General features: G+C 58.8%; 20 protein-coding genes. 18 read left to right on the top strand and 2 right to left on the bottom strand.

Going from position 1 to position 20,465, the window contains the following annotated elements; genetic code table 11:
- From BN871_RS12870 to BN871_RS12805, 14 genes are all read left to right on the top strand, one after another.
- On the top strand, positions 1-682 hold a 682-nt coding region (locus BN871_RS12870; protein WP_048746446.1), incomplete at its 5' end, for a DUF4115 domain-containing protein.
- Positions 683-930: 248 nt separating this feature from the next.
- Positions 931-1,422 (top strand): YajQ family cyclic di-GMP-binding protein, encoded by a 492-nt coding sequence (locus BN871_RS12865; protein WP_021879390.1) that lies wholly within the window; start codon positions 931-933, stop codon positions 1,420-1,422.
- Positions 1,423-1,556: 134 nt separating this feature from the next.
- The gene (pgsA, locus tag BN871_RS12860; RefSeq protein ID WP_048746444.1) at positions 1,557-2,132 is read left to right on the top strand and encodes a CDP-diacylglycerol--glycerol-3-phosphate 3-phosphatidyltransferase; all 576 of its coding nucleotides are present in this window, start codon (positions 1,557-1,559) and stop codon (positions 2,130-2,132) included.
- A 200-nt stretch (positions 2,133-2,332) separates the two neighbouring features.
- On the top strand, positions 2,333-3,583 hold the full coding sequence (locus tag BN871_RS12855; protein ID WP_048746442.1) for a competence/damage-inducible protein A: 1,251 nt from the start codon (positions 2,333-2,335) through the stop codon (positions 3,581-3,583).
- A 291-nt stretch (positions 3,584-3,874) separates the two neighbouring features.
- Positions 3,875-4,942, top strand: coding sequence for a recombinase RecA (gene recA, locus BN871_RS12850; RefSeq protein WP_048746440.1), 1,068 nt, complete (start codon positions 3,875-3,877; stop codon positions 4,940-4,942).
- A 129-nt stretch (positions 4,943-5,071) separates the two neighbouring features.
- Positions 5,072-5,752 carry a RecX family transcriptional regulator gene (locus BN871_RS12845; RefSeq protein WP_048746438.1) on the top strand — a complete coding sequence of 227 codons (681 nt, stop codon included), beginning with the start codon at positions 5,072-5,074 and terminating at the stop codon, positions 5,750-5,752.
- Positions 5,753-5,939: 187 nt separating this feature from the next.
- On the top strand, positions 5,940-7,484 hold the full coding sequence (rny, locus tag BN871_RS12840; RefSeq protein WP_048746436.1) for a ribonuclease Y: 1,545 nt from the start codon (positions 5,940-5,942) through the stop codon (positions 7,482-7,484).
- 64 nt (positions 7,485-7,548) lie between these two features.
- On the top strand, positions 7,549-8,343 hold the full coding sequence (locus BN871_RS12835) for a TIGR00282 family metallophosphoesterase (RefSeq protein ID WP_174806375.1): 795 nt from the start codon (positions 7,549-7,551) through the stop codon (positions 8,341-8,343).
- A 126-nt stretch (positions 8,344-8,469) separates the two neighbouring features.
- The gene (locus BN871_RS12830) at positions 8,470-8,730 is read left to right on the top strand and encodes a stage V sporulation protein S (protein WP_048746433.1); all 261 of its coding nucleotides are present in this window, start codon (positions 8,470-8,472) and stop codon (positions 8,728-8,730) included.
- A 120-nt stretch (positions 8,731-8,850) separates the two neighbouring features.
- On the top strand, positions 8,851-9,819 hold the full coding sequence (locus BN871_RS12825) for a dipeptidase (protein ID WP_048746431.1): 969 nt from the start codon (positions 8,851-8,853) through the stop codon (positions 9,817-9,819).
- Between the two features lie 152 nt (positions 9,820-9,971).
- Entirely contained in the window at positions 9,972-11,723 is a 1,752-nt protein-coding gene (locus BN871_RS12820) for a 2-oxoacid:acceptor oxidoreductase subunit alpha (protein ID WP_048746429.1), read from the top strand.
- Positions 11,710-12,582 carry a 2-oxoacid:ferredoxin oxidoreductase subunit beta gene (locus tag BN871_RS12815; RefSeq protein WP_021879379.1) on the top strand — a complete coding sequence of 291 codons (873 nt, stop codon included), beginning with the start codon at positions 11,710-11,712 and terminating at the stop codon, positions 12,580-12,582. Before BN871_RS12820 ends, BN871_RS12815 begins: the two co-directional genes overlap by 14 nt.
- Before the next feature lie 418 nt (positions 12,583-13,000).
- Entirely contained in the window at positions 13,001-13,888 is an 888-nt protein-coding gene (locus tag BN871_RS12810) for a glycosyltransferase (RefSeq protein WP_048746427.1), read from the top strand.
- A 13-nt stretch (positions 13,889-13,901) separates the two neighbouring features.
- Entirely contained in the window at positions 13,902-14,981 is a 1,080-nt protein-coding gene (locus tag BN871_RS12805) for a glycoside hydrolase family 99-like domain-containing protein (RefSeq protein ID WP_048746424.1), read from the top strand.
- Here the strand turns inward: BN871_RS12805 and BN871_RS12800 are convergent.
- Positions 14,976-15,374 carry a hypothetical protein gene (locus BN871_RS12800; RefSeq protein WP_021879375.1) on the bottom strand — a complete coding sequence of 133 codons (399 nt, stop codon included), beginning with the start codon at positions 15,372-15,374 and terminating at the stop codon, positions 14,976-14,978. The two genes, BN871_RS12805 and BN871_RS12800, sit on opposite strands and share 6 nt — an antisense overlap.
- Before the next feature lie 246 nt (positions 15,375-15,620).
- On the opposite strand from BN871_RS12800, the gene pduL reads away from it, so the two are divergent.
- The 3 genes from pduL to BN871_RS12785 all read left to right on the top strand — a co-directional run bounded on the left by pduL (position 15,621) and on the right by BN871_RS12785 (position 18,009).
- Positions 15,621-16,193, top strand: a complete 573-nt coding sequence (gene pduL / locus BN871_RS12795) for a phosphate propanoyltransferase (protein ID WP_048746422.1) — start codon at positions 15,621-15,623, stop codon at positions 16,191-16,193.
- 135 nt (positions 16,194-16,328) lie between these two features.
- On the top strand, positions 16,329-16,829 hold the full coding sequence (locus tag BN871_RS12790) for a RicAFT regulatory complex protein RicA family protein (RefSeq protein WP_048746421.1): 501 nt from the start codon (positions 16,329-16,331) through the stop codon (positions 16,827-16,829).
- A gap of 16 nt (positions 16,830-16,845) precedes the next feature.
- Entirely contained in the window at positions 16,846-18,009 is a 1,164-nt protein-coding gene (locus BN871_RS12785) for an iron-containing alcohol dehydrogenase (protein ID WP_048746419.1), read from the top strand.
- Positions 18,010-18,094: 85 nt separating this feature from the next.
- Here BN871_RS12785 and BN871_RS12780 read toward each other — a convergent pair whose 3' ends face one another.
- Entirely contained in the window at positions 18,095-18,712 is a 618-nt protein-coding gene (locus BN871_RS12780; RefSeq protein ID WP_232313009.1) for a biotin transporter BioY, read from the bottom strand.
- Between the two features lie 129 nt (positions 18,713-18,841).
- Here BN871_RS12780 and BN871_RS12775 point away from each other — a divergent pair.
- Positions 18,842-20,465 (top strand): ATP-binding cassette domain-containing protein (locus tag BN871_RS12775; protein WP_048746417.1); only part of this gene is annotated, 1,624 nt, incomplete at its 3' end.

Genomic DNA, 20,465 nt, shown 5'->3' with positions numbered 1-20,465 from the left:
GGCCGCTGCCCCGCAGCCGCCGCGCAAGGCATCGACCTCGAGGGCGACCTCCGAACGGGTCGGCAAGCTGGGGTTTTCCGTGCTGATGTGGGCTTTTCTGGCGCTGATCGTCGTCTTGATCTGGATTTTCGTCATCAAGCCGGACCGGCAGACGCCCACCGCGGACGAAACGCCGATCACGACGAATACGCCCGGACCTGGACAATCGCCGTCTCCGGGAGATGCTGCCGGAGGGGCGAGCCCGTCGCCCAGCCTGACTCCGTCGCCGACTCCTACTCCGACCCCGACTCCGGAAGGGGCCGTGACGTTCGACCGCAAGTCGGGCAAGATTGATTACTACAAGACCAACGGCGCCGTCACCATTGAACTGAGCTTTACCGGCACCGCATGGATCGAAGTTCGCAAAGGCGGTCCAAAAGGCGAATTCCTGTACAACAAAGCGGCCGAAGCCGGCGACACTCTGTCCGTACCGGTGGATGACGTCATTTATCTCAATACCGGACGCGCGGACAATACCGAGATTACGGTCGGCGGCCAGCTGATCGACGACGGAGACCGTCCAAGCTCGAAGAAGATCCAGTTCGAGCCGGCATCCGGAGGAGATGCAGCATCCGGCGGCGATGCCGATTCGGCCGGAACAACCGACGGTACGAGCGGCTCGGATTCCGAAAACAGCCAATAGCAGCACGACAAGGCATCCCTGTGCGGGATGCCTTTTTCGATTGCACGATCCTAAGAGGCTGGAACGTAAAGATCGGCGGTTGAAAGGGAGGCCGATGGTGACGGCCTTGCTGCCTGTATTCGATTCGATGGGATAGATGCGCAGAGCCGCAGGCTTGTCCCGCGGAAATGCATCGGCGTCCCCGCCGGTTATACTTTCGCAGCCGGATGTTTTATAATAAGAGGAATGCCATGTAAGGAGGATTTGCCATGAGTTCCGAAAATTCGTTTGATATCGTATCGAAGGTCGATCTGCAGGAGCTGAACAACGCGATTGTCCAAGCGGAGAAGGAAATCGAGAACCGCTTTGATTTTAAAGGAAGCAAGAGCAGCATCAAGCTGGAGAAGGAAGAGCTGGTCGTCCAGTCGGACGACGAGTACAAGCTCAAGAGCGTCATCGACATTCTCCAGACCAAGATGATCAAGAGGAACGTCCCGATCAAGAATATGGACTTCGGCAAGATTGAAGCCGCCTCGCTCGGCACCGTGCGCCAGCGCATCAAGCTGAAGCAGGGGATCGGCCAGGACGACGCCAAGAAGATCAATATCCTTATCCGCGACTCCAAGCTGAAAGTGAAGAGCCAGATCCAGGGAGACCAGCTGCGCGTGACCGGCAAGAGCCGCGACGACCTGCAGGCCGTCATGGCTTTGCTCCGCGGCGCGAACCTGGAGCTGGAGCTGCAGTACACGAATTTCCGGTAACAATTTTGACAGCGGGTTTTCGGTTCGTTTATACTTTTATCGTATAGGGACCGGCTATGTCCGTTCTTTTGAGAATGGCCTCCCGGGTAGCGTACATACTTTAGGTTAGAGTTTTGTCAGGGAGGGGAACCCGCGTGAATTTGGCCAACAAGATCACGCTTGCGCGTATTTTTCTCGTGCCTGTAATCATGTTCTTTTTGCTGATCCGTCTTGATCTGGGATCCATTAAGCTCGGGGACTATCAAATTACGTACACGCAGATGATCGCCACGCTGATATTCATTATCGCAGCCAGCACGGATGGCTTGGACGGATATTTGGCCCGCAAGAACAAGATGGTGACCAATCTGGGCAAGCTGCTCGATCCGCTCGCCGACAAGCTGCTCGTCGCTGCCGTGCTTATTTCGCTGGTCGAGATGGATAAGCTGAGCGCTTTGTTCGCTATCGTCATCATCAGCCGCGAATTCGCCGTGACCGGCCTCCGGCAGATCGCTCTGCTGGAAGGCTCCGTACTGGCTGCAAGCACTTGGGGCAAATGGAAGACCGGCGTTCAGATCGCCATGATCATCGTGCTGCTGCTCAACAATTTCCCGGGAGCATTCCTGGACCTGCCTCTGGATCTGATCCTGAGCTGGGCTGCCGCATTGATTACGGTATGGTCGGGCATCGACTACTTCATCAAAAACCGCAATCTCATCCCGGTTGAATAACCGGCTGGACAAGGCCATCGATCCCCTCTGGGATCGGGGGCCTTTCTTGTAAGCTGAAAGGATGGGGCCGCCGGCACCATCCTTCCATTTGCCTTGGAACGCCTGACCGTCATCGAGGAATCTGTGCACGGGCGCGTTCCCGCCGATTGTCCCATTATCAATCATCGCGACAAACCCAATCCCGGAGGAGAAATGCCAACATGAAAGCCGAAATCATCGCGGTCGGAACCGAGCTGCTGCTTGGCCAAATCGTCAACACCAACGCGCGCTACTTGTCCCAAGGGCTGGCAGCCCTGGGCATCGACGTGTTTTTCCAGACGGTCGTCGGCGACAACGCCTCCCGGCTGAAAGAAGCCATTGCAATCGCTTCTTCCCGGGCCGATCTGCTCGTCTTCACGGGAGGCCTGGGGCCGACAATGGACGATCTCACCAAGGATGTGCTTGCCGACATGCTCGGACGCAAGCTGGTGATCCACGAGCCTTCCTTGGCGAGAATGAAATCCTTCTTCGCGAGCCGCGGCGCTCATATGGTGGAGAGCAACCTGAGGCAGGCGAATTCGATCGAGGGAAGCGCCGCACTGGACAACGAAGCGGGACTCGCCGTCGGCAACGCCCTTGAACAGGACGGCATCCGCTATATTCTGCTGCCCGGACCGCCGATGGAGATGAAGCCAATGTTCGAAGGCCCCGCGACAAGCTGGATCCTTCAGGAATACGGCCGTGGAGCGGCGCTTCACTCCCGCATTCTCCGATTTGCCGGCATCGGCGAATCCAAGCTGGAGCATGAGCTGATCGATCTTATCGAAGCCCAGACCGATCCGACGATCGCTCCTTATGCCAAGGAGGGAGAGGTGACGATCCGCCTGTCGTCCAAATCGCCGGATGAAGCGGAGGCTCTGAAGCGGATCGACGATATGGCTGCGACGATCCAGTCCAGGGTCGGCAGCTACCTGTATGCGCAGGAGGATATCCCGCTGGAGGAAGCCGTTCTGCGGCTTCTGCGCGACCGCAGGCACAGGCTCAGCAGCGCCGAGAGCTGCACGGGCGGGCTGTTCGCCGAGCTGATCACCTCGAGGCCCGGCAGCAGCGGAGAGTTCCTGGGAGGCATCGTCACGTACACCAATGCGCTCAAGCATCAGCTGCTCGGCATTCCGTTGGAGATGCTGGAAGGCGCGGGAGCGCCAGGGGCGGTAAGCGAGGCGACGGCAGCCTTGATGGCCCAGCGGGTGTCCGAGACGACCGGCAGCGACTGGGGCGTATCCATAACGGGCGTGGCGGGTCCGGGAGAGTCCGAGGGCAAGCCGGTCGGACTTGTCTACATCGGCATCTCGCGCAAGGGCATGGAAGCTTCCGTATACACGCTGCAAGCCGGCGGCAGCCGGGAAATGGTGCGGCTGCGCGCAGCCAAGCACGCCTTGTACCGGCTGTGGACGCTGCTCAAGGAATCCTGATCCGCCGGGCGTCCGGATGAACATGCCGGCCGCAGCGCCCGCTCGGCTCCGGCTGCATTCCGGGTGCTCTTGTCTGGGCATCGGGAATGGTCTACAATGGAGACAGTTAACGGAAGAACCGTAGCTTGCATTTCGCAGCTGCGGTTCTTTTTTGTCCGGACGCCGCTGCGGATACGGAGGTGGCGCCGCGGACAAAAAAAAGCGAATGTATGTTCGAAAAAAAAGCTTGGCAAACGAATGCAAACAGGCTATGATAGAACTATAAAATGATGAATGAAGGATGTGGATCTCTTGTCAGATCGCCGCGCAGCTTTAGATATGGCTCTCCGCCAAATCGAGAAACAATTCGGAAAAGGCTCCATTATGAAACTAGGCGAGTCCACGCATATGACCGTTGAGACGGTTTCCAGCGGTTCCCTCGCATTAGATATCGCACTCGGCATCGGCGGATTTCCGCGGGGCCGCGTCATTGAAGTATACGGTCCGGAATCCTCCGGCAAGACGACGGTCGCTCTCCATGCAATCGCGGAAGTGCAGCGCACGGGCGGACAAGCCGCCTTCATCGATGCGGAGCATGCGCTCGATCCGCTTTATGCGAGCAAGCTCGGCGTCAACATCGACGAGCTGCTGCTGTCCCAGCCGGACACCGGCGAGCAGGCTCTCGAGATTGCCGAGGCGCTCGTGCGCAGCGGCGCGGTAGACGTCATCGTCATCGACTCCGTCGCCGCTCTCGTGCCGAAGGCCGAGATCGAAGGCGAGATGGGCGATTCCCACGTCGGCCTTCAGGCGCGCCTCATGTCGCAGGCGCTGCGCAAGCTGTCCGGCGCCATCAGCAAGTCGAAGACGATCGCGATCTTCATCAACCAGCTTCGCGAGAAGGTCGGCGTCATGTTCGGCAACCCGGAGACGACTCCCGGCGGCCGCGCCCTGAAGTTCTACTCCAGCGTTCGTCTCGACGTGCGCCGCATCGAGAGCATCAAGCAAGGCAATGATGTCGTGGGCAACCGCACGCGGATCAAAGTCGTGAAGAACAAGGTGGCGCCTCCGTTCAAGCAGGCGGAGATCGACATCATGTACGGAGAAGGGATTTCCCGTCAAGGCAGCATCATCGACATCGGCGTCGAGATGGACATCGTCAACAAGAGCGGCGCTTGGTTCAGCTACAACGGCGACCGCCTTGGTCAAGGCCGCGAGAATGCCAAGCAGTTCCTCAAGGACAACCCTGCCGTAGCGGATACGATCGATGCCAAAATCCGCGAGGCACATAACCTCAATGCAGCCGCCGAACGGGCAGCCGCCGGAATCAATCCTCCCGCAGAGGAAGATGAAGAGCTGGACGAGCTGGAGCTGGACGTTTAAGCCGTCCCGCGAGCATTCCGGGCCAATCTTACATTGAATAGACCGGCCTGACAGGGAAGCACCTCTGAATCGTTCAGAGGTGCTTTTTTGCTCAAGCCATCCGATCGTGGATCAGGGAGGAGGCATCATATGCAGGACAGCAGCGAGAAAGTCGTGACCAAGGTAGAACCCGATTCCCGCAAACGTTCCTATTACTGGATCTGCCTGGATGGGAATGAAGAGCCGGAGTTTTCCGTCCACGAGGATATACTCGTCAAGTATAGATTGCTGAAAGGAAGCGTGCTCAGCAGCGGGGAGCTGGAGGCGATCCAGTCGGAGGGAGACCGGTATAAGGCTTATGCCTCCGGGCTGTATTATGCCGGATTCAAAATGAGGACGGCAAAGGAAATGGCGGATTATCTGAAACGCAAGGAATATATGGAACCGGATATCCGCTATGCGATCGACCGGCTGCAGCAGGAAAAAGTCATCGATGACCGCGATTATGCGAGAATGTACGCCGCCCAGAAGGTGAAGAGCAGCCAGAAAGGGCGCCGGCTGATCCGTCAGGAGCTGGAGCAGCGCGGGGTGTCCAAGCTGACCGCTGGAGAGACGATCGAGGCGCTCGATGCCGGGGCTGAGCGGGAAGCGGCTTTCAAGGCCGCAGCCAAGAAATGGCGGAGCCTCAAAGGAGAGGATCGCGATAAGCGGCTGAAGCTGACGGGATTTTTGCTGCGCCGCGGTTTCCAGGGCGATCTGGTCCGGGAGGCCGTGCGGCATGTGTCGTCAGGAGAGGAACTGGAGACGGAAGCGCTCTGGCTTGACAATTGAAATTGCGTAAAGCTACAATAATAGTGCATCCGCGAGTGAAAGGGATGTATTTCCTTTCGTAAATGGATTCAAGTTTATAAGTCTCCATTCTACAGTCTTAGACACGGTTTGGAACCGAATCGCAACAACTGAATATCATTCCCGGCTTATTTTCTGCCTTGGTGAATGCAACGAGGAGGTGAACAAGATGAGCCCCGTTATTTGGTGGATCTTGATCGTTCTCGTTGTTGGCGCGATTACCTTTGGGATTGGTTACTTCGTCCGAAAGTCGATTGCCGAGGCTAAGATTTCCAGTGCAGAGCAGGCTGCCGTCCAGATCGTCGAACAGGCGAAGAAGGAAGCGGATGCCCTGAAGAAGGAAACGGTGCTGGAAGCGAAAGACGAAATCCATAAACTCCGTTCTGAAGCGGATAAAGACATTCGGGAGAGACGCAATGAGAATCAGCGTCTCGAAAGACGGCTGCTGCAAAAAGAGGAGTCACTGGATAAAAAACTAGAAGCACTCGAACGCAAAGAAGAATTGGTAGCCAACAAGGAGAAACGAATCGAAGAAACACAGGATCAGATCGACTCCATCTACAGACAGCAACAGAGCGAGCTCGAACGGATCTCCGGCCTGACCACGGAGGATGCCAAGACCATCATCTTCACCAACGTGGAACAGGAAGTCCGCCACGAAACTGCCCAGATGATCAAGGAAATCGAGCAGCAGGCAAAAGAAGAGGCGGACAAGAAGGCGCGAGACATCATCTCGCTGGCTATCCAGCGTTGCGCCGCCGACCATGTGGCGGAGACGACTGTATCGGTCGTCACGCTGCCGAACGAAGAAATGAAGGGCCGGATCATCGGCCGCGAAGGCCGCAACATCCGCGCGCTGGAAACTTTGACGGGTATCGACCTTATCATCGACGATACGCCGGAAGCGGTCATCTTGTCCGGCTTCGATCCCATTCGGCGTGAAATCGCCCGCACCGCACTCGAGAAGCTCGTTGCGGACGGACGGATTCACCCGGCCCGCATTGAAGAGATGGTGGAGAAATCCCGCCGCGAGGTGGACGAGCGGATTCGCGAGTATGGAGAGCAGGCCACTTTCGAAGTGGGCGTGCACGCCATCCACCCGGATCTCATCAAGATTCTCGGCCGCCTGAAGTACCGGACGAGCTACGGCCAGAACGTGCTCAAGCACTCCATGGAAGTCGCTTACCTGACCGGGTTGATGGCCGCCGAGCTTGGCGAGGACATCACGCTGGCCAAGCGCGCCGGACTGCTGCATGACATCGGCAAGGCTCTTGACCACGAAGTGGAAGGCTCCCACGTCGAGATCGGCGTCGAGCTGGCCCGCAAGTACAAGGAGCATCCGGTCGTCATCAACAGCATCGCGTCCCATCATGGCGACTGCGAAGCGACCTCCGTCATCGCAATGCTGGTCGGAGCGGCAGACGCCTTGTCTGCAGCGCGCCCAGGCGCACGCCGCGAGACGCTGGAGACGTACATCAAGCGTCTGGAGAAGCTGGAGGCCATCTCCGAATCGTTCGACGGCGTCGAGAAATCGTACGCGATCCAGGCCGGACGCGAAGTCCGCGTCATGGTGCAGCCGGAGAAAGTCGACGATACCGAGGCGTTCCGCCTTGCCAGAGACATCACGAAAAAGATCGAAGGCGAGCTCGATTATCCGGGACATATCAAGGTCACGGTCATTCGGGAAACCCGCGCGGTCGAATACGCCAAGTAATACCGTGGATCATCCCGCTCTCCGGAGCGGGATTTTCTTTGTAATCCGAAGGAGGCAAGTCATGCTGAAAGTCATGTTCATCGGAGATATCGTCGGCAACGTCGGCCGTACGGCGCTGCGCAAGGCGCTGCCCGCTCTCCGGTCCAAATATAATCCCGACATCATTATCGTGAACGGCGAGAATGCAGCGGCCGGCAGGGGAATTACGGCCGCGATCGCCAAGGAGTTTTTTGACTGGGGCGTCAACGGCATTACGATGGGCAACCACACCTGGGACAACCGGGACATCTTCGAGTGGATCGACGATGAGGAGCGGATCGTCCGTCCGGCCAACTTCTCGCCTCAATCGCCCGGCCGCGGAGCGGCGGTCATCAAGGCGAACGGCAAGAAGCTCGGCATCCTGAACCTGCAGGGCAGGACATTCCTGCCGCCCAATGACGATCCGTTCCGCGTGGCGGACGAGCAGCTGGAGCTGCTGCAAGAAGAAACCCGCTGCATCATGGTCGACTTCCACGCGGAGGCGACTTCCGAGAAGATCGCGATGGGCTGGTATCTTGACGGCAGAGCGAGTCTCGTCGTCGGTACGCATACCCATGTGCAGACGAACGATGACCGGATCCTTCCGGGCGGCACCGCCTATCTGACCGATGTCGGCATGACCGGGCCGATGGACGGCATCCTCGGCATGGAGCGGGGCGCTGTGCTGCATAAGTTCCTGACCGGCCTTCCGTCGAGATTTGTCGTCGATGAAGGCGACTGGCATCTGCACGGACTGCTCGTCCAGATGGACGAAACGACCGGGCAGGCTGCAAAGCTGGAGAAAATTCGATTGACCGAGACCTCTCTAGCGATGTACTGATAAGAACGGTGGCGAATCCTGGAGACGGCTATCGGAATGGAAGCAGGAATTTTTTGTCCCCTCTCGAATAGGTATGGAAGTAGTGTAGAGCCGCAGCTACCCATCATTCCCGAGGAGGTACTTTCCATGGAAGTATTAAAAGTTTCCGCTAAGTCCAATCCAAATTCCGTCGCAGGGGCACTGGCTGGAGTTCTAAGGGAACGTGGAGCTGCTGAGCTGCAGGCGATCGGGGCTGGAGCCATCAATCAGGCGATCAAGGCGGTCGCGATCGCCCGAGGCTTCGTCGCTCCCGGCGGGGTGGACCTCATCTGCATTCCCGCTTTCACCGATATCGTCATCGATGGCGAAGACCGCACAGCGATCAAGCTGATCGTAGAGCCGCGCTGAAGACCGGACAACTTATTCGATTCGACCTGTTTACGGTGTAAGCAGGTTTTTTTGCGTCCATTTACAGCCATGGATTCATATCATGCAAGAGCAAGAAACGGAACAGGAGGCTGCAGCGCCATGAAACACCCTGTACTCGGAGTCGCGGATCTGCATTGCGACGTGCTCAGCAAGCTGCTGAGTCATCCGGAGCTCGACGTCTGCCAAGCGGCTGGCGGCTCCGGCAGCCGGCAGCTCGACGTGACGCTTGACCGACAGCTGGCAGCGGGTTATATGCTTCAGGCCTACGCGATCTATTTGACGGAAAGCAGGCCGAAGACATTCGACGCCGTTCTCAGAAGCATCGACCTCTTTTACGAAAAGATCGTCTCCAATGATGCCTACCGGTTCGTCGCGAGCAGGCAGGATCTTGAGCGCAGCCTTGCCGAACGCCGGATCGCCGCCCTCCTGACGCTGGAAGGAGCGGACGGGCTGGAAGGAGACTTCGCGATGCTTCGCATTGCGCGCAGGCTGGGAGTCCGCTTGCTTGGCCTGACCTGGAACTATGGGAACTGGGCGGCCGACGGAGTCATGGAAGAACGACAAGGCGGACTCACGGAGAAGGGACGGCAGCTGATCCGGCATTGCAACGAGCTCGGCATCATTTTGGATGTGTCGCATTTGACGGAGACAGGGTTTTGGGAACTGGCGGACCGGACCGAGAGGCCGTTCATCGCCTCGCATTCCAACGCGAAGTCTGTCTGCGCCCACCCGAGAAATCTGACCGACGATCAGATTCGGGCGCTCATTGCGATGGGAGGAAGGATCGGCATGACCTACGTGCCTTATTTCGTCAGCAGCGCGGAGCAGGTGCATATTGACGACATCCTTCGCCATATCGAGCATATATGCGCCTTGGGAGGAGAGAAGCACATCATGCTCGGTTCCGACTTCGACGGCATCGAGCTTTACGTGGAGGGTCTTCGGCATCCCGGCGACGTCCGCTCGCTGCGATCCGCTCTCGTAAGCGAGTTCGGAGCGCGGCAAGCCGCGGCTTTTATGAATGGAAACGCGATTTCCTTCCTTCTGAGCGAGCTGCCGGGGGACTGAGGCATCGGGCAACTATCAGTATCTGTTATAGGTTCCATCGGATTCCTGTATGAGAACTTTTCTCGATAATGCCTTGCATTTTTAAAGGTGGAGGCATAAAATTTATGGAGATTGTGAAAAAGGTCTCATAGCAGATGAGGAGTTGGACGCAAGTGATCAGTCAGCTGTCTTGGAAAATAGGAGGCCAGCAGGGCGAAGGCGTGGAGAGCACCGACCGGATTTTCTCCACCGCTCTGAACCGCCTCGGCTATTATTTATACGGGTACCGTCATTTCTCCTCGCGGATCAAGGGCGGACATACCAATAACAAAATCCGCATCAGCACATCTCCCATCCGGGCCATCTCGGATGATCTCGATATTCTTGTCGCGTTCGACCAGGAAAGCATCGATCTCAACGCGCCCGAGCTCCGTCCCGGCGGCGTTGTCGTGGCGGACGCGAAATTCAATCCCGCCTTGCCGGAAGGAAGCGACGCGCGCCTGTTCGCCGTGCCGATCACATCGATCGCCGAAGATCTGGGCACCTCGCTCATGAAAAACATGGTGGCCTCCGGCGCATCCTGGGCGCTGCTCGGCCTTCCGCTCGAGGTGTTCAACAAAGCGGTCGAAGAAGAATTCGGCCGCAAAGGCCCGGCGATCGTCGAGAAGAACGTCGAAGCCGTGAAGCGCGGCGCCGAATTCGTGCTGGAGCAGGCGGGAGGTCCGCTCGAGGAGTTCGCTCTCGAGCCGGCCGACGGCAAGCAGAAGCTGTTCATGATCGGCAATGAAGCGATCGGCCTCGGCTCGGTTGCCGCGGGCTGCAGGCTCATGAGCGCTTATCCCATCACTCCGGCATCCGAAATCATGGAATACCTGATCAAGAAGCTGCCAAAGTTCGGCGGCACGGTAGTCCAGACGGAAGACGAGATCGCGGCCGTGACGATGGCGATCGGCGCCAATTATGCCGGCGTGCGCACGATGACGGCATCCGCCGGACCGGGCTTGTCCCTCATGATGGAGGCGATCGGCCTCGCCGGAATGACCGAGCAGCCGCTCGTCATCGTCGATACGCAGCGCGGAGGACCTTCGACGGGACTGCCGACGAAGCAGGAGCAGTCCGACCTCAACGCCATGGTCTACGGCACGCATGGCGAGATTCCGAAGGTCGTCATCGCGCCTGCCTCGATCGAAGACTGCTTCTACGACATGGTGGAGGCCTTCAACATTTCGGAAGAATACCAGGTGCCGGTCATCGTCATGACGGATCTGCAGCTGTCCCTCGGCAAGCAAAGCTGCGAGCCGATCGACTACGACCGCATCGAGATCCGCCGCGGCAAGCTGCAGCGCGAGCTGCCGGAGCTGGAGCAGCATCAGCTGTTCAAGCGTTACGAGCTTACCGAGGACGGCGTATCTCCGCGCTCGCTGCCTGGCGACAAAGGCGGCCTGCATCATGTGACCGGCGTCGAGCATGACGAGACGGGAAGGCCGTCGGAGAGCGCCGTGAACCGCAAGAACATGATGGACAAACGTCTGGGCAAGCTGGTCTCCCTGCAGATTCCGGAAGCCATCCGCGTCGACGCTCCCCATGAGAAGCCGCGCCTGCTGATCGTCGGCATGGGGTCTACGGGCGGAACGATCGATGAAGCCCGCTCGCGCCTGGAGAAGGACGGCATCACGTCCAACCATGTGCAGGTGCGCCAGATCCATCCGTTCCCGACGGAGCAGCTCGCTCCCTATCTGGACCAGGCATCCCAGGTCATCGTCCTGGAGAACAACGCCACGGCCCAGCTGGCTTCGCAAATCAAGCTGCACTGCGGATACGCGGACAAAATCCGCAGCGTGCTCAAATACGACGGCAATCCATTCCTGCCGTCCGAAGTGTACGAAGCATCTAAAAAGGAGTTGACCCCCGTTGGCAACATTTAAAGAGTTCCGCAACAACGTCAAGCCGAACTGGTGCCCGGGCTGCGGCGACTTCTCCATCCAGGCTGCGATTCAGCGCGCTGCCGCCAACGTCGGCTTGGAGCCGGAGCAGCTGGCCGTCATTTCCGGCATCGGCTGCTCGGGCCGGATCTCGGGCTACATCAACGCTTACGGCCTGCACGGCATCCATGGCCGGGCGCTCCCGATCGCGCAAGGCGTCAAGCTGGCCAACCGCGAGCTGACCGTCATCGCTTCGGGCGGCGACGGCGACGGATTTGCGATCGGCATGGGGCATACGGTCCATGCGATCCGCCGCAACGTCAACATGACGTACATCGTCATGGACAACCAGATCTACGGCTTGACGAAGGGGCAGACGTCGCCCCGCAGCGCCGAAGGCTTCAAGACGAAATCGACGCCGGAAGGCTCCATCGAATCCGTTCTGTCGCCGCTCGAAATCGCCCTGTCGGCAGGCGCGACATTCGTCGCCCAGTCGTTCTCCAGCGATCTCAAGCAGCTGACCGCGCTCATCGAAGCCGGCATCAAGCATGAAGGCTTCTCGCTCATCAACGTGTTCAGCCCATGCGTAACCTTCAACAAAGTCAACACCTACGACTGGTTCAAGGAGAACATCGTCAACCTGGACGGAGCCGCCGGAGAAGGATACGATCCTTCCAACCGCCTCGCCGCCATGACCAAAATCATGGAGACGAACGGTTTGGTTACCGGCCTCATCTACCAGGATACGAAGCGCCGCTCGTACGAGAACCTCGTCAGCGGATTCCAGGAGCAGGGTCTTGCGAATCAGGACCTCAAGCTCTCCCGCGAGCAGTTCGACAAGCTTTTGAAGGACTTTGTCTAGGCTTGTCCGTCATCGTTCAGCCCGGCCGTTTCCCCATTGAGGAGGCGGCCGGGCTTTTTCAGCATTTTTGCTCTTATCGGTATGGCTGCCTCAGTCAGCGGGTTGATCCCGGCATACCCTAATGTAAAAAGGACGGTTGCCTGAAGCATGAAGCGATCCGGAAAAAAAACGTTCCCTCAAAGCGGATGAACGGAGGCAAAGACAGCTTCAAAATCAGCTGATCCGAAAAACCGTCCGTCAAGTCATGAAGTCGATGAGGTCGAAGGCGCACGCATTTGCAGCCCCTGTCCGCCCAAGCCGGCTCCAGGGTTCAAGCCAGCTCCAGAGCCCAAGCCTGCTCCAAGGCCCAGCCCCGGTACAAGGCCCAAGCCTGACCCGATACCCGCGTTTTTCGATGTCCCCGCCGGATTATAAATCCATGAGAGTTCTCCTCGTGTCCATGCTGCCTGCCGACCTATGGAGGGTGGAGCCTCTGCTCGCCGAGCATGTGCGCCTGTTCGCCAAAGAAGTCATACCAATGAAATATTCTGAAAAGGATTTTTGCGCCCAAATCGTGGACTACCAGCCCGATGTGCTGATCATGGCCGGCAGCGAACAGACGCTCACTCCGCTAGCAGCCACTTTTTTGAGGGGAAGCGACATCAAGAAGGTATGGTGGATGACGTCAATCGAAGCCGCAAGTCACGCCGATCAAAGGCTGCTCCAGGCTTTCTCCGCAATCTTTGTCCCGCAGGTTGAAGATGCGGAGGCACTGTCCAGGCTTGGAACAAAAGCCGGGGTGCTTCCCTTTGGCGCGGATCCAGCGCGGTTTTACCAACGCCATGTGGACGAACGGCATGCATCCGGGCTGCTCCTGGTAGGTCAGTCAACGCCGGCAAGACGGCAATGCCTCTCCGCTATCCGCCAGGGTCCATTGGAAGGCGGCAGAATTCTCGCTATGGGCAAAGGCTGGGAAGGCTGTCCGGGCGTCGAAACCGCGGATTCCGGAGTTCCATCGGAGCTTTATTATAACGGAGCCGCCGCGGCAATCAACTGGGAGGAAGACACCGCAACGATGCTGGAGATGGCGGCTTGCGGCACGCCGCAATTCATCTGGCTTCCGGATGCCGCTTCTTCCGTGATGGCGCCCGGAGTAGACATGATTCCATTCGCCAAGGAGGAAGAGCTGCCGCGGCTGATCCATCATTACTGGCACAATCCCGACAAGAGACGAGCGGTAGCTACCGCTGCTCTGGAACGGAGCCGGTATGAATATTCGTATGTGCAAATATCCCTGAAGCTGCTCAAAGCCGCGTATCAGGCTTAGGAGGATCGTACAGGTGAAGCTGATTGCCTATCTGCTTCCTCAATTCCATCCTATTCCGGAGAACGACCGGAGCTGGGGAAAAGGGTTCACCGAATGGACCAATACGCGCAAAGCCAAACCGCTTTACGCCGGACATGAGCAACCCAGGGAGCCGCTGCATGATTATTATTATGACCTGACCTCCCCTGAAGCGAGGGAGTGGCAAGCTAGCCTGGCGGCGAGGTTCGGCATTTACGGCTTTTGCTATTATCATTACTGGTTCAAGGGGAAAAAGCTGCTGCAGCAGCCGATGGAAGAAATTTTATCGATGGGCACGCCGAATTTCCCTTTTTGCTTTTCCTGGGCGAACGAATCCTGGACGAAGAAATGGGACGGCGGCGACAAGGATATCATCGTGGAGCAGCAATACGGGACCGAATCGGATTGGAAGGAACATTTCAACTATTTGTTGAACTTCTTTCTCGATCCGAGATATATCCGAATAGACGGCAAGCCGGTCTTTCTCATTTACCGTCCTGGAAATATGCCTTGCTGGGAGGAGATGCGCCGTTGCTGGAACCGGTGGGCAGAGGAAAGCGGGCTCCCAGGCTTGTACTGGATTCGTACGCTGGGCGGATTCCCGGTGCCGAAGCAGCACGGATTCGACGCCAGCGTCGAGTTCGAGCCCCATTATACCTTTGCCACCAGCCCGAACAACATCCAGTGGAGAAAATTCGACATCAATAACGGCTATCATCATGTCTTCGACTACGACCAGGTCTGGAATCTGATCTTGAACAGGTCGCGCCTCAGGGAAGGGGAGCCGATCATGCCGGGAGCCTTCGTCGGATGGGACAACACGCCCCGTTTGAAGTCCGGAGGCCAAAGCTGCGTGGGCGGAAGTCCGGAGAAGTTCGGCTGGTACTTGAGTCGTCAGATCAGACGGGCTGCCGAAGTGTACAAGAGCGATTTCCTGTTCATCAATGCATGGAACGAATGGGCGGAGGGAACCTATCTGGAGCCGGATAAGCGCCATGGCGATCTCTATCTCCAGGAACTCCGCAAGGCGGCGGAGGAGGCGGGATCGCAGGGCAGCGGCCCGCGGATCTTATAACCGCTGAATTCCGAGCGCCGGCACGGCGCCCGATACGTCGACGAACAGGACATAGACGGATCCGTCCGATCCGGGAAGCACTAGGCCGGGCTGAGCTGCGGAGCCGGAGCTGTAATAGTTGACGGCCGTCGGGGAGGAAGCGATGCCTGGAGCGGAAGGAAGAGCATCGATGATGAGACGGCTGAATACCGACACCGTACCGCCGATCGCAGCGGATCCCTCTACATCCAAGTGGTTCAGGATGGTCTGGCTACCGTTGACTTGAAGGCCCTGGGCTATCGTCTGGTTGCCGTCTACCTGCAGGTCGTTCTGGACGGTCTGATTGCCGCCTACCAGCAGGGCGCCCTGCACGGTGCAGCTGCCGGTCACCTGGACGCTGTCAAACGTTGGCATCTGTCTTCACTCCTAATCTATCGGATGCTCTATTCTATGAATGGCCGTATAGATAGGATCGTGCCGTTCGCCCAATGTTGCGCAAATTGTTAAAAAGGTCATTCGACACGGCTTCCGCCGATCCGTATAATGAAATCAGCGACGTCAGGCATACGCTCCTTCGTGAGCCGTATGCCTTTTCGCTTGAGCTTGCCCCATGAGTGGTAACGCCCTATATAGAGAACCTCCGGAAAGGATGAGACGATCATGAGCAAAACCGTACCTGTAGGCGTCTCCGCGCGCCATATCCACTTATCCCAGGAGCATGTCGAGGCTTTGTTCGGCCAAGGCTACCAGCTCACCGAATTCAAGCCGCTGTCTCAGCCCGGCCAGTTCGCGGCCAACGAAACGGTCGCGGTCAGCGGCCCGAAGGGCTCGTTCCCGAAGGTCCGCATTTTGGGACCCGCCCGCAAGGCGACCCAGCTGGAAATTTCCCGCACGGATGCTTTTGCGACAGGAATCAAGGCTCCCGTGCGCGAGTCCGGCAACATCAGCGGCTCCGCCGGCGTGACGATCATCGGGCCTGCCGGTGAAGTGACAATCGAGGAAGGCGTCATCGTTGCGGCGCGCCACATCCACTTCCATACCGACGACGCCGAGAAATGGGGCATCCAGGACCAGCAGCAGCTGAAGGTGCGGGTAGGAGGAGAGCGGGGACTCGTGTTTGAAAACGTGATCGCCCGTGTATCTCCGAGCTTCGCCCTGGACATGCATATCGATACCGATGAAGCGAACGCAAGCGGCGCCCAGACAGGCGATGCCGCCGAAATCATCGACTAGAAGGAAGAAGCTGCGGCTGCCCGTGAGGGCAGTCGTTTTTTAGTGCCGACTTTGGTATAATAAAACCTTGGAATAACCTGCACGGGGGACCATAATTCTCTGGCCGCAAGGCGGATGAGACAGGAGCGATTGGCAATGGCAGAGCAGAACAGCACCGCGCCTTCAATGGCGGGAGTCAAGCATTCCAGCATTCACGATCACGGGCCGAACTGCCCGGTTGAAGTGTACGATACCCGGGATTTGCTCGTACGGGACGATATCATGAACAAGGCCCGCGAATTGGCGGGATTGATTTATTCTTCGGAGGAAGTCCAGGTGTTCCGCCGCGCGGAGAAGCAGATCCAGGGCAACGACCGGGTCCAGTCTCTGATGGCCGGCCTCAAGAAGAAGCAAAAGGAGCTTGTCGCTTTCGAGCAGACGTTCAAGAATTCGACCATGGTCCAGAAGATCGAAACCGAAATGGATCAGCTGCAGGACGAGCTGGACGGGATTCCGATTGTCGGCGAATTCCAGCAAAGCCAGGCCGATATCAACTACCTGCTTCAGATGGTCGTATCGATCATCCAGGATACGGTTGCCGAGAAGATCGCCCTCGACGGCGCGAAGCCCGAGGATCCCGAAAGCTGCGACGAATAGAAAGGAGACGATATCAATGAGGAATTTTGTCTACCATAATCCCACCCGGCTGTACTTCGGAGAAGGCCAGCTCCAGCAGATGGCCAAGGAAGCGGCTCAATTGGGCCCTAACGTGCTTCTCGTCTATGGCGGAGGCAGCATCAAGAAAAACGGCCTGTACGACGAGATCATGACCGTGCTCGGCGAAGCCGGCTGCAAGGTCACCGAGCTTGCCGGAGTCGAGCCCAACCCGAGGCTGTCGACCGTCCACCGCGGTGCCGAGCTGTGCCGGACGAACGGCATCGACTGGGTGCTGGCAGCAGGCGGAGGCAGTACGCTGGATTGCGGCAAGGCGATCGCGGCCGCGGCCAAATACGACGGCAGCTTCTGGGATATCGTCAGCCGCAAGGCTCAAGTGCAGGACGCCCTGCCGCTAGGCACGGTTCTGACGCTTGCCGCTACCGGCTCGGAAATGAACAGCGGCTCCGTCATCACCAACGAGGAAACCGAGGAGAAGCACGGCTGGGGCAGCCCGCATGTGTTCCCCCGCTTCTCCGTGCTGGATCCGGCCTACACGGCTACGGCTCCCAAGGATCACACCGTATACGGCATCGTCGACATGATGTCCCATGTGTTCGAGCAGTATTTCCATCACGATCCGCTCACGCCGGTCCAGGACGGCTTCTGCGAATCCGTTCTGCGGGCTGTCGTGGGCACTGCTCCCAAGCTGGTCGGAGACCTCGGCAATCTGGAGCATCGGGCGACGATTCTCTACAGCGGCACGATGGCTTTGAACGGCGTGCTCGGCATGGGTACGCTCGGAGACTGGGCGAACCATGACATGGAGCATGCGCTGTCTGCGGTTTACGACATTCCGCATGGCGGCGGGCTCGCCATTCTGTTCCCGAACTGGATGACCTATGTGCTGGACGACAACGTCGGCCGGTTCCGTCAGTTCGCCGTCAATGTGTTCGGCGTGGAGCCGGATGGCAGAAGCGACAAGGAGATCGCCGAAGAAGGCATCTCCAGGCTGCGGGAGTTCTGGACTTCCCTCGGAGCTCCGTCCAAGCTGGCCGATTACGGCATCGGAGAAGAGCGTCTGGAGGAAATGGCGGCCAAGGCGGCGCCAGGCCGTCAGATCGGCAACTTCCGCAAGCTGGACAAGCAGGACGTCCTGAATATTTACCGGTTGTCCCTTTAAGCCTATAAATGCAAAGAGCCGCGCTGGATGCGCGGCTCTTTGCATTTGTCCGGGTCCGGACGGGGGCTGCGGGATATGCCGGTCGTCAGGCCGCCTTGCCGGCTGGAAAGGCGCGGGAGCGGGACTTCAGCCGCATGACGGGCAAATAGGAGCGCAGAGCGACGGTAATAGCGGCAGCGGCGACATTTTTAAGCAGATCGGGCAGCAGGAACGGATAACAGCCGACCGCCATCGCTTTATCAAAAGAGAAGCCCGTGACATGCATCATCCATGGGATGCCGCCTACATAGACGAACAGCGAGCCGAACGTTTCCATGACGACGAGAATGAGCGCGAACGCTGCGACAGGATGGCGCCCCGCCTTGCTGCGAAGAATGGCCGTCACGAGCAGGCCGATGATCAGCGCCGAGATCGGAAAGAACCAGATGAAGCCGCCGGTAGGTCCGGTCATATGCGCCAGTCCCCCTTGCGCCCGGTACAGGGGCAAGCCCGCCAGGGCGAGCAGGTTGACGAGCAGGATGCTCAGAAAGCCGTCCTTGCCTCCGAGGAACGCGCCGATGAGGGCGACGGCCATCGTCTGCAGGGTGAACGGAACGAGCGAGGACACTCCGGTGCTGATGGTGATGGAATTGAACACGACGAACAGGGCTCCGAACAGGGCGATGAATACGGCCCGACGCAGCGATTGGGATGACGACATCATAAACATTTCACTCCTCAAATCGGTGGAATCAAGTTATAATGTTAACCATGAACGAAGCGCAGAAGGTTAACAAAACGGATTTTAGCACAGCTTGCCTTCGTTGGGAAGGGAAATTTGGGAAGGCGGGAAATGATGAGCAGGGCATCCGAAGAAATGGCCGTGCCGGCAGAGGCCGGCAAACGGGAACCGGAGAGGGTTCATCGAGAGCAGACAGCCGGGCTCTTGAGAGAAGGCGATGGAAGGAGCGAAACGCTCCAGGGCGCAGAAGGGAGAACGCTCCTGTCTGTCGCCGATCTCGTCGTCTACCCCGAGGCTCCCGAGCAGCGGGAGCCGCTCCTGCAAGGCATTACGATGAAGATCAGGCAAGGGGAATGGGTACATATCGTAGGGGCCAACGGAAGCGGAAAATCGACTTTGCTGCGCACCCTCGCCGGCCTCGGCAGAAACCCGCAGGCGGAGCAGAGCATCACCCGCATGCTGCCTTCGCCGTTTGATGCCAGGCCGCTGCCCGTCGTCCTCCAGCAGCCAGATGCCGCCATAACGGGCTCCACGCCATGGGAAGACCTCGTCATGGCTCTGGAATATGCAGGAATGAACGGTGCCGATATCATTCCGAGGGCGGAGGAGGCGCTGGCCGAGCTTGGCCTGTCCGCCTTGATGCACGCTCCCGTGTCCACCCTCTCGGGAGGGCAGAAGCAGCTGCTCGCGGCAGCCGGAGCGCTTGCAGCCGGATCCCCGGCCATGCTGTTCGACGAAGCGGCATCGATGCTGGACAACGACTCGGCCCGCCTGCTGATGAAGCATGCCCGCGCCATGCAGCGGCGAGGCATCGCGATCGTATGGGTGACGCAGAACATGGACGAGCTCGAAGCCGGAGACCGGGTTTTTGCGCTCAAGGACGGACGAATGGTATGGGAAGGAAGCTCGGAACGCTTTTTCAGTCCGCTCGCTTCCGGGGAACCGCCTTGTCGTCTTGCGGGTCTGGAAGCTCCTTTCGCCGCGCGGACGGCCATGGAATTGAACGCGCTCGGCTTCGGCATGGGCGTCATGCCGTTGAACGCGGAAGAGCTCGCGGAACGGTGGAGCACGCATGGAACGGCTTCTCATGCCTTCCGAGCTGCTCCCCCTGCCGTCTCCCCGGAGATTTTTTCCTCGCTGGAACAGCTGAAGCCGCGGTCCGTTCCCCGGGACTTGATTCTCAGCGGAGCCGTTCCGAGAATTGCCGGAGCGGACGGAAGCCGCAGCTTCTCGGCCTGTTTTCGCGGAGGCAGGCTGACGCTGCTGGTCGGAGGCAACGGTTCGGGTAAATCGACGCTGCTGGAAACCTCCGGAGGTGTCAGGCCGCTGGCGTCAGGGGTCGTTCAGCTCGGAGAAGAGCCGCTCTGGAGCGGCCGGCGTCCGAACCGCGACGTCCTGCTGTCGCTCGGGATTGCCCTCCAGCAGGCCGAGACGCAGTGGTTCGCCAAAAGCGTGGTGGAGGAGCTTCATTATTCCGCGAAGCCCTACAGGCTTGCCGGAGAGGAAAGGAGCTCGAGGATCAGGGAAGCGATGGAGGCGGCCGGTCTGGACATGGAGCTGCTGGAGAGGGATCCTTGGACTCTCAGCGGCGGGCAGCAGCGTAGGCTGGCGCTCGCCTGCATTGTTGCAGGAAGGCCGGAGTGGCTGCTGCTGGACGAGCCATCGGCCGGGCTGGATGCCGAGGGCACGGAGCGGCTGTGCTCCATCCTGCAGGCGCACCGCGCCGCAGGAGGCG

It is taken from the genome of Paenibacillus sp. P22, assembly GCF_000469945.2.
In the GTDB taxonomy this organism is placed as follows: domain Bacteria; phylum Bacillota; class Bacilli; order Paenibacillales; family Paenibacillaceae; genus Paenibacillus_O; species Paenibacillus_O humicus.
Note: the sequence above shows the minus strand (reverse complement) of the source record. Positions and strands in the feature narration are given on the sequence as shown.

Excerpts from the sequence above, each read along its gene's own strand:
- BN871_RS12865 (WP_021879390.1), top strand. The coding sequence starts at position 931 with ATGAGTTCCGAAAATTCGTTTGATATCGTATCGAAGGTCGATCTGCAG.
- BN871_RS12790 (WP_048746421.1), top strand. The coding sequence starts at position 16,329 with ATGGCAGAGCAGAACAGCACCGCGCCTTCAATGGCGGGAGTCAAGCAT.
- BN871_RS12845 (WP_048746438.1), top strand. The coding sequence starts at position 5,072 with ATGCAGGACAGCAGCGAGAAAGTCGTGACCAAGGTAGAACCCGATTCC.
- BN871_RS12855 (WP_048746442.1), top strand. The coding sequence starts at position 2,333 with ATGAAAGCCGAAATCATCGCGGTCGGAACCGAGCTGCTGCTTGGCCAA.
- rny (WP_048746436.1), top strand. The coding sequence starts at position 5,940 with ATGAGCCCCGTTATTTGGTGGATCTTGATCGTTCTCGTTGTTGGCGCG.
- BN871_RS12780 (WP_232313009.1), bottom strand. The coding sequence starts at position 18,712 with ATGATGTCGTCATCCCAATCGCTGCGTCGGGCCGTATTCATCGCCCTG.
- pduL (WP_048746422.1), top strand. The coding sequence starts at position 15,621 with ATGAGCAAAACCGTACCTGTAGGCGTCTCCGCGCGCCATATCCACTTA.
- BN871_RS12800 (WP_021879375.1), bottom strand. The coding sequence starts at position 15,374 with ATGCCAACGTTTGACAGCGTCCAGGTGACCGGCAGCTGCACCGTGCAG.
- BN871_RS12785 (WP_048746419.1), top strand. The coding sequence starts at position 16,846 with ATGAGGAATTTTGTCTACCATAATCCCACCCGGCTGTACTTCGGAGAA.
- BN871_RS12810 (WP_048746427.1), top strand. The coding sequence starts at position 13,001 with ATGAGAGTTCTCCTCGTGTCCATGCTGCCTGCCGACCTATGGAGGGTG.
- BN871_RS12830 (WP_048746433.1), top strand. The coding sequence starts at position 8,470 with ATGGAAGTATTAAAAGTTTCCGCTAAGTCCAATCCAAATTCCGTCGCA.
- BN871_RS12825 (WP_048746431.1), top strand. The coding sequence starts at position 8,851 with ATGAAACACCCTGTACTCGGAGTCGCGGATCTGCATTGCGACGTGCTC.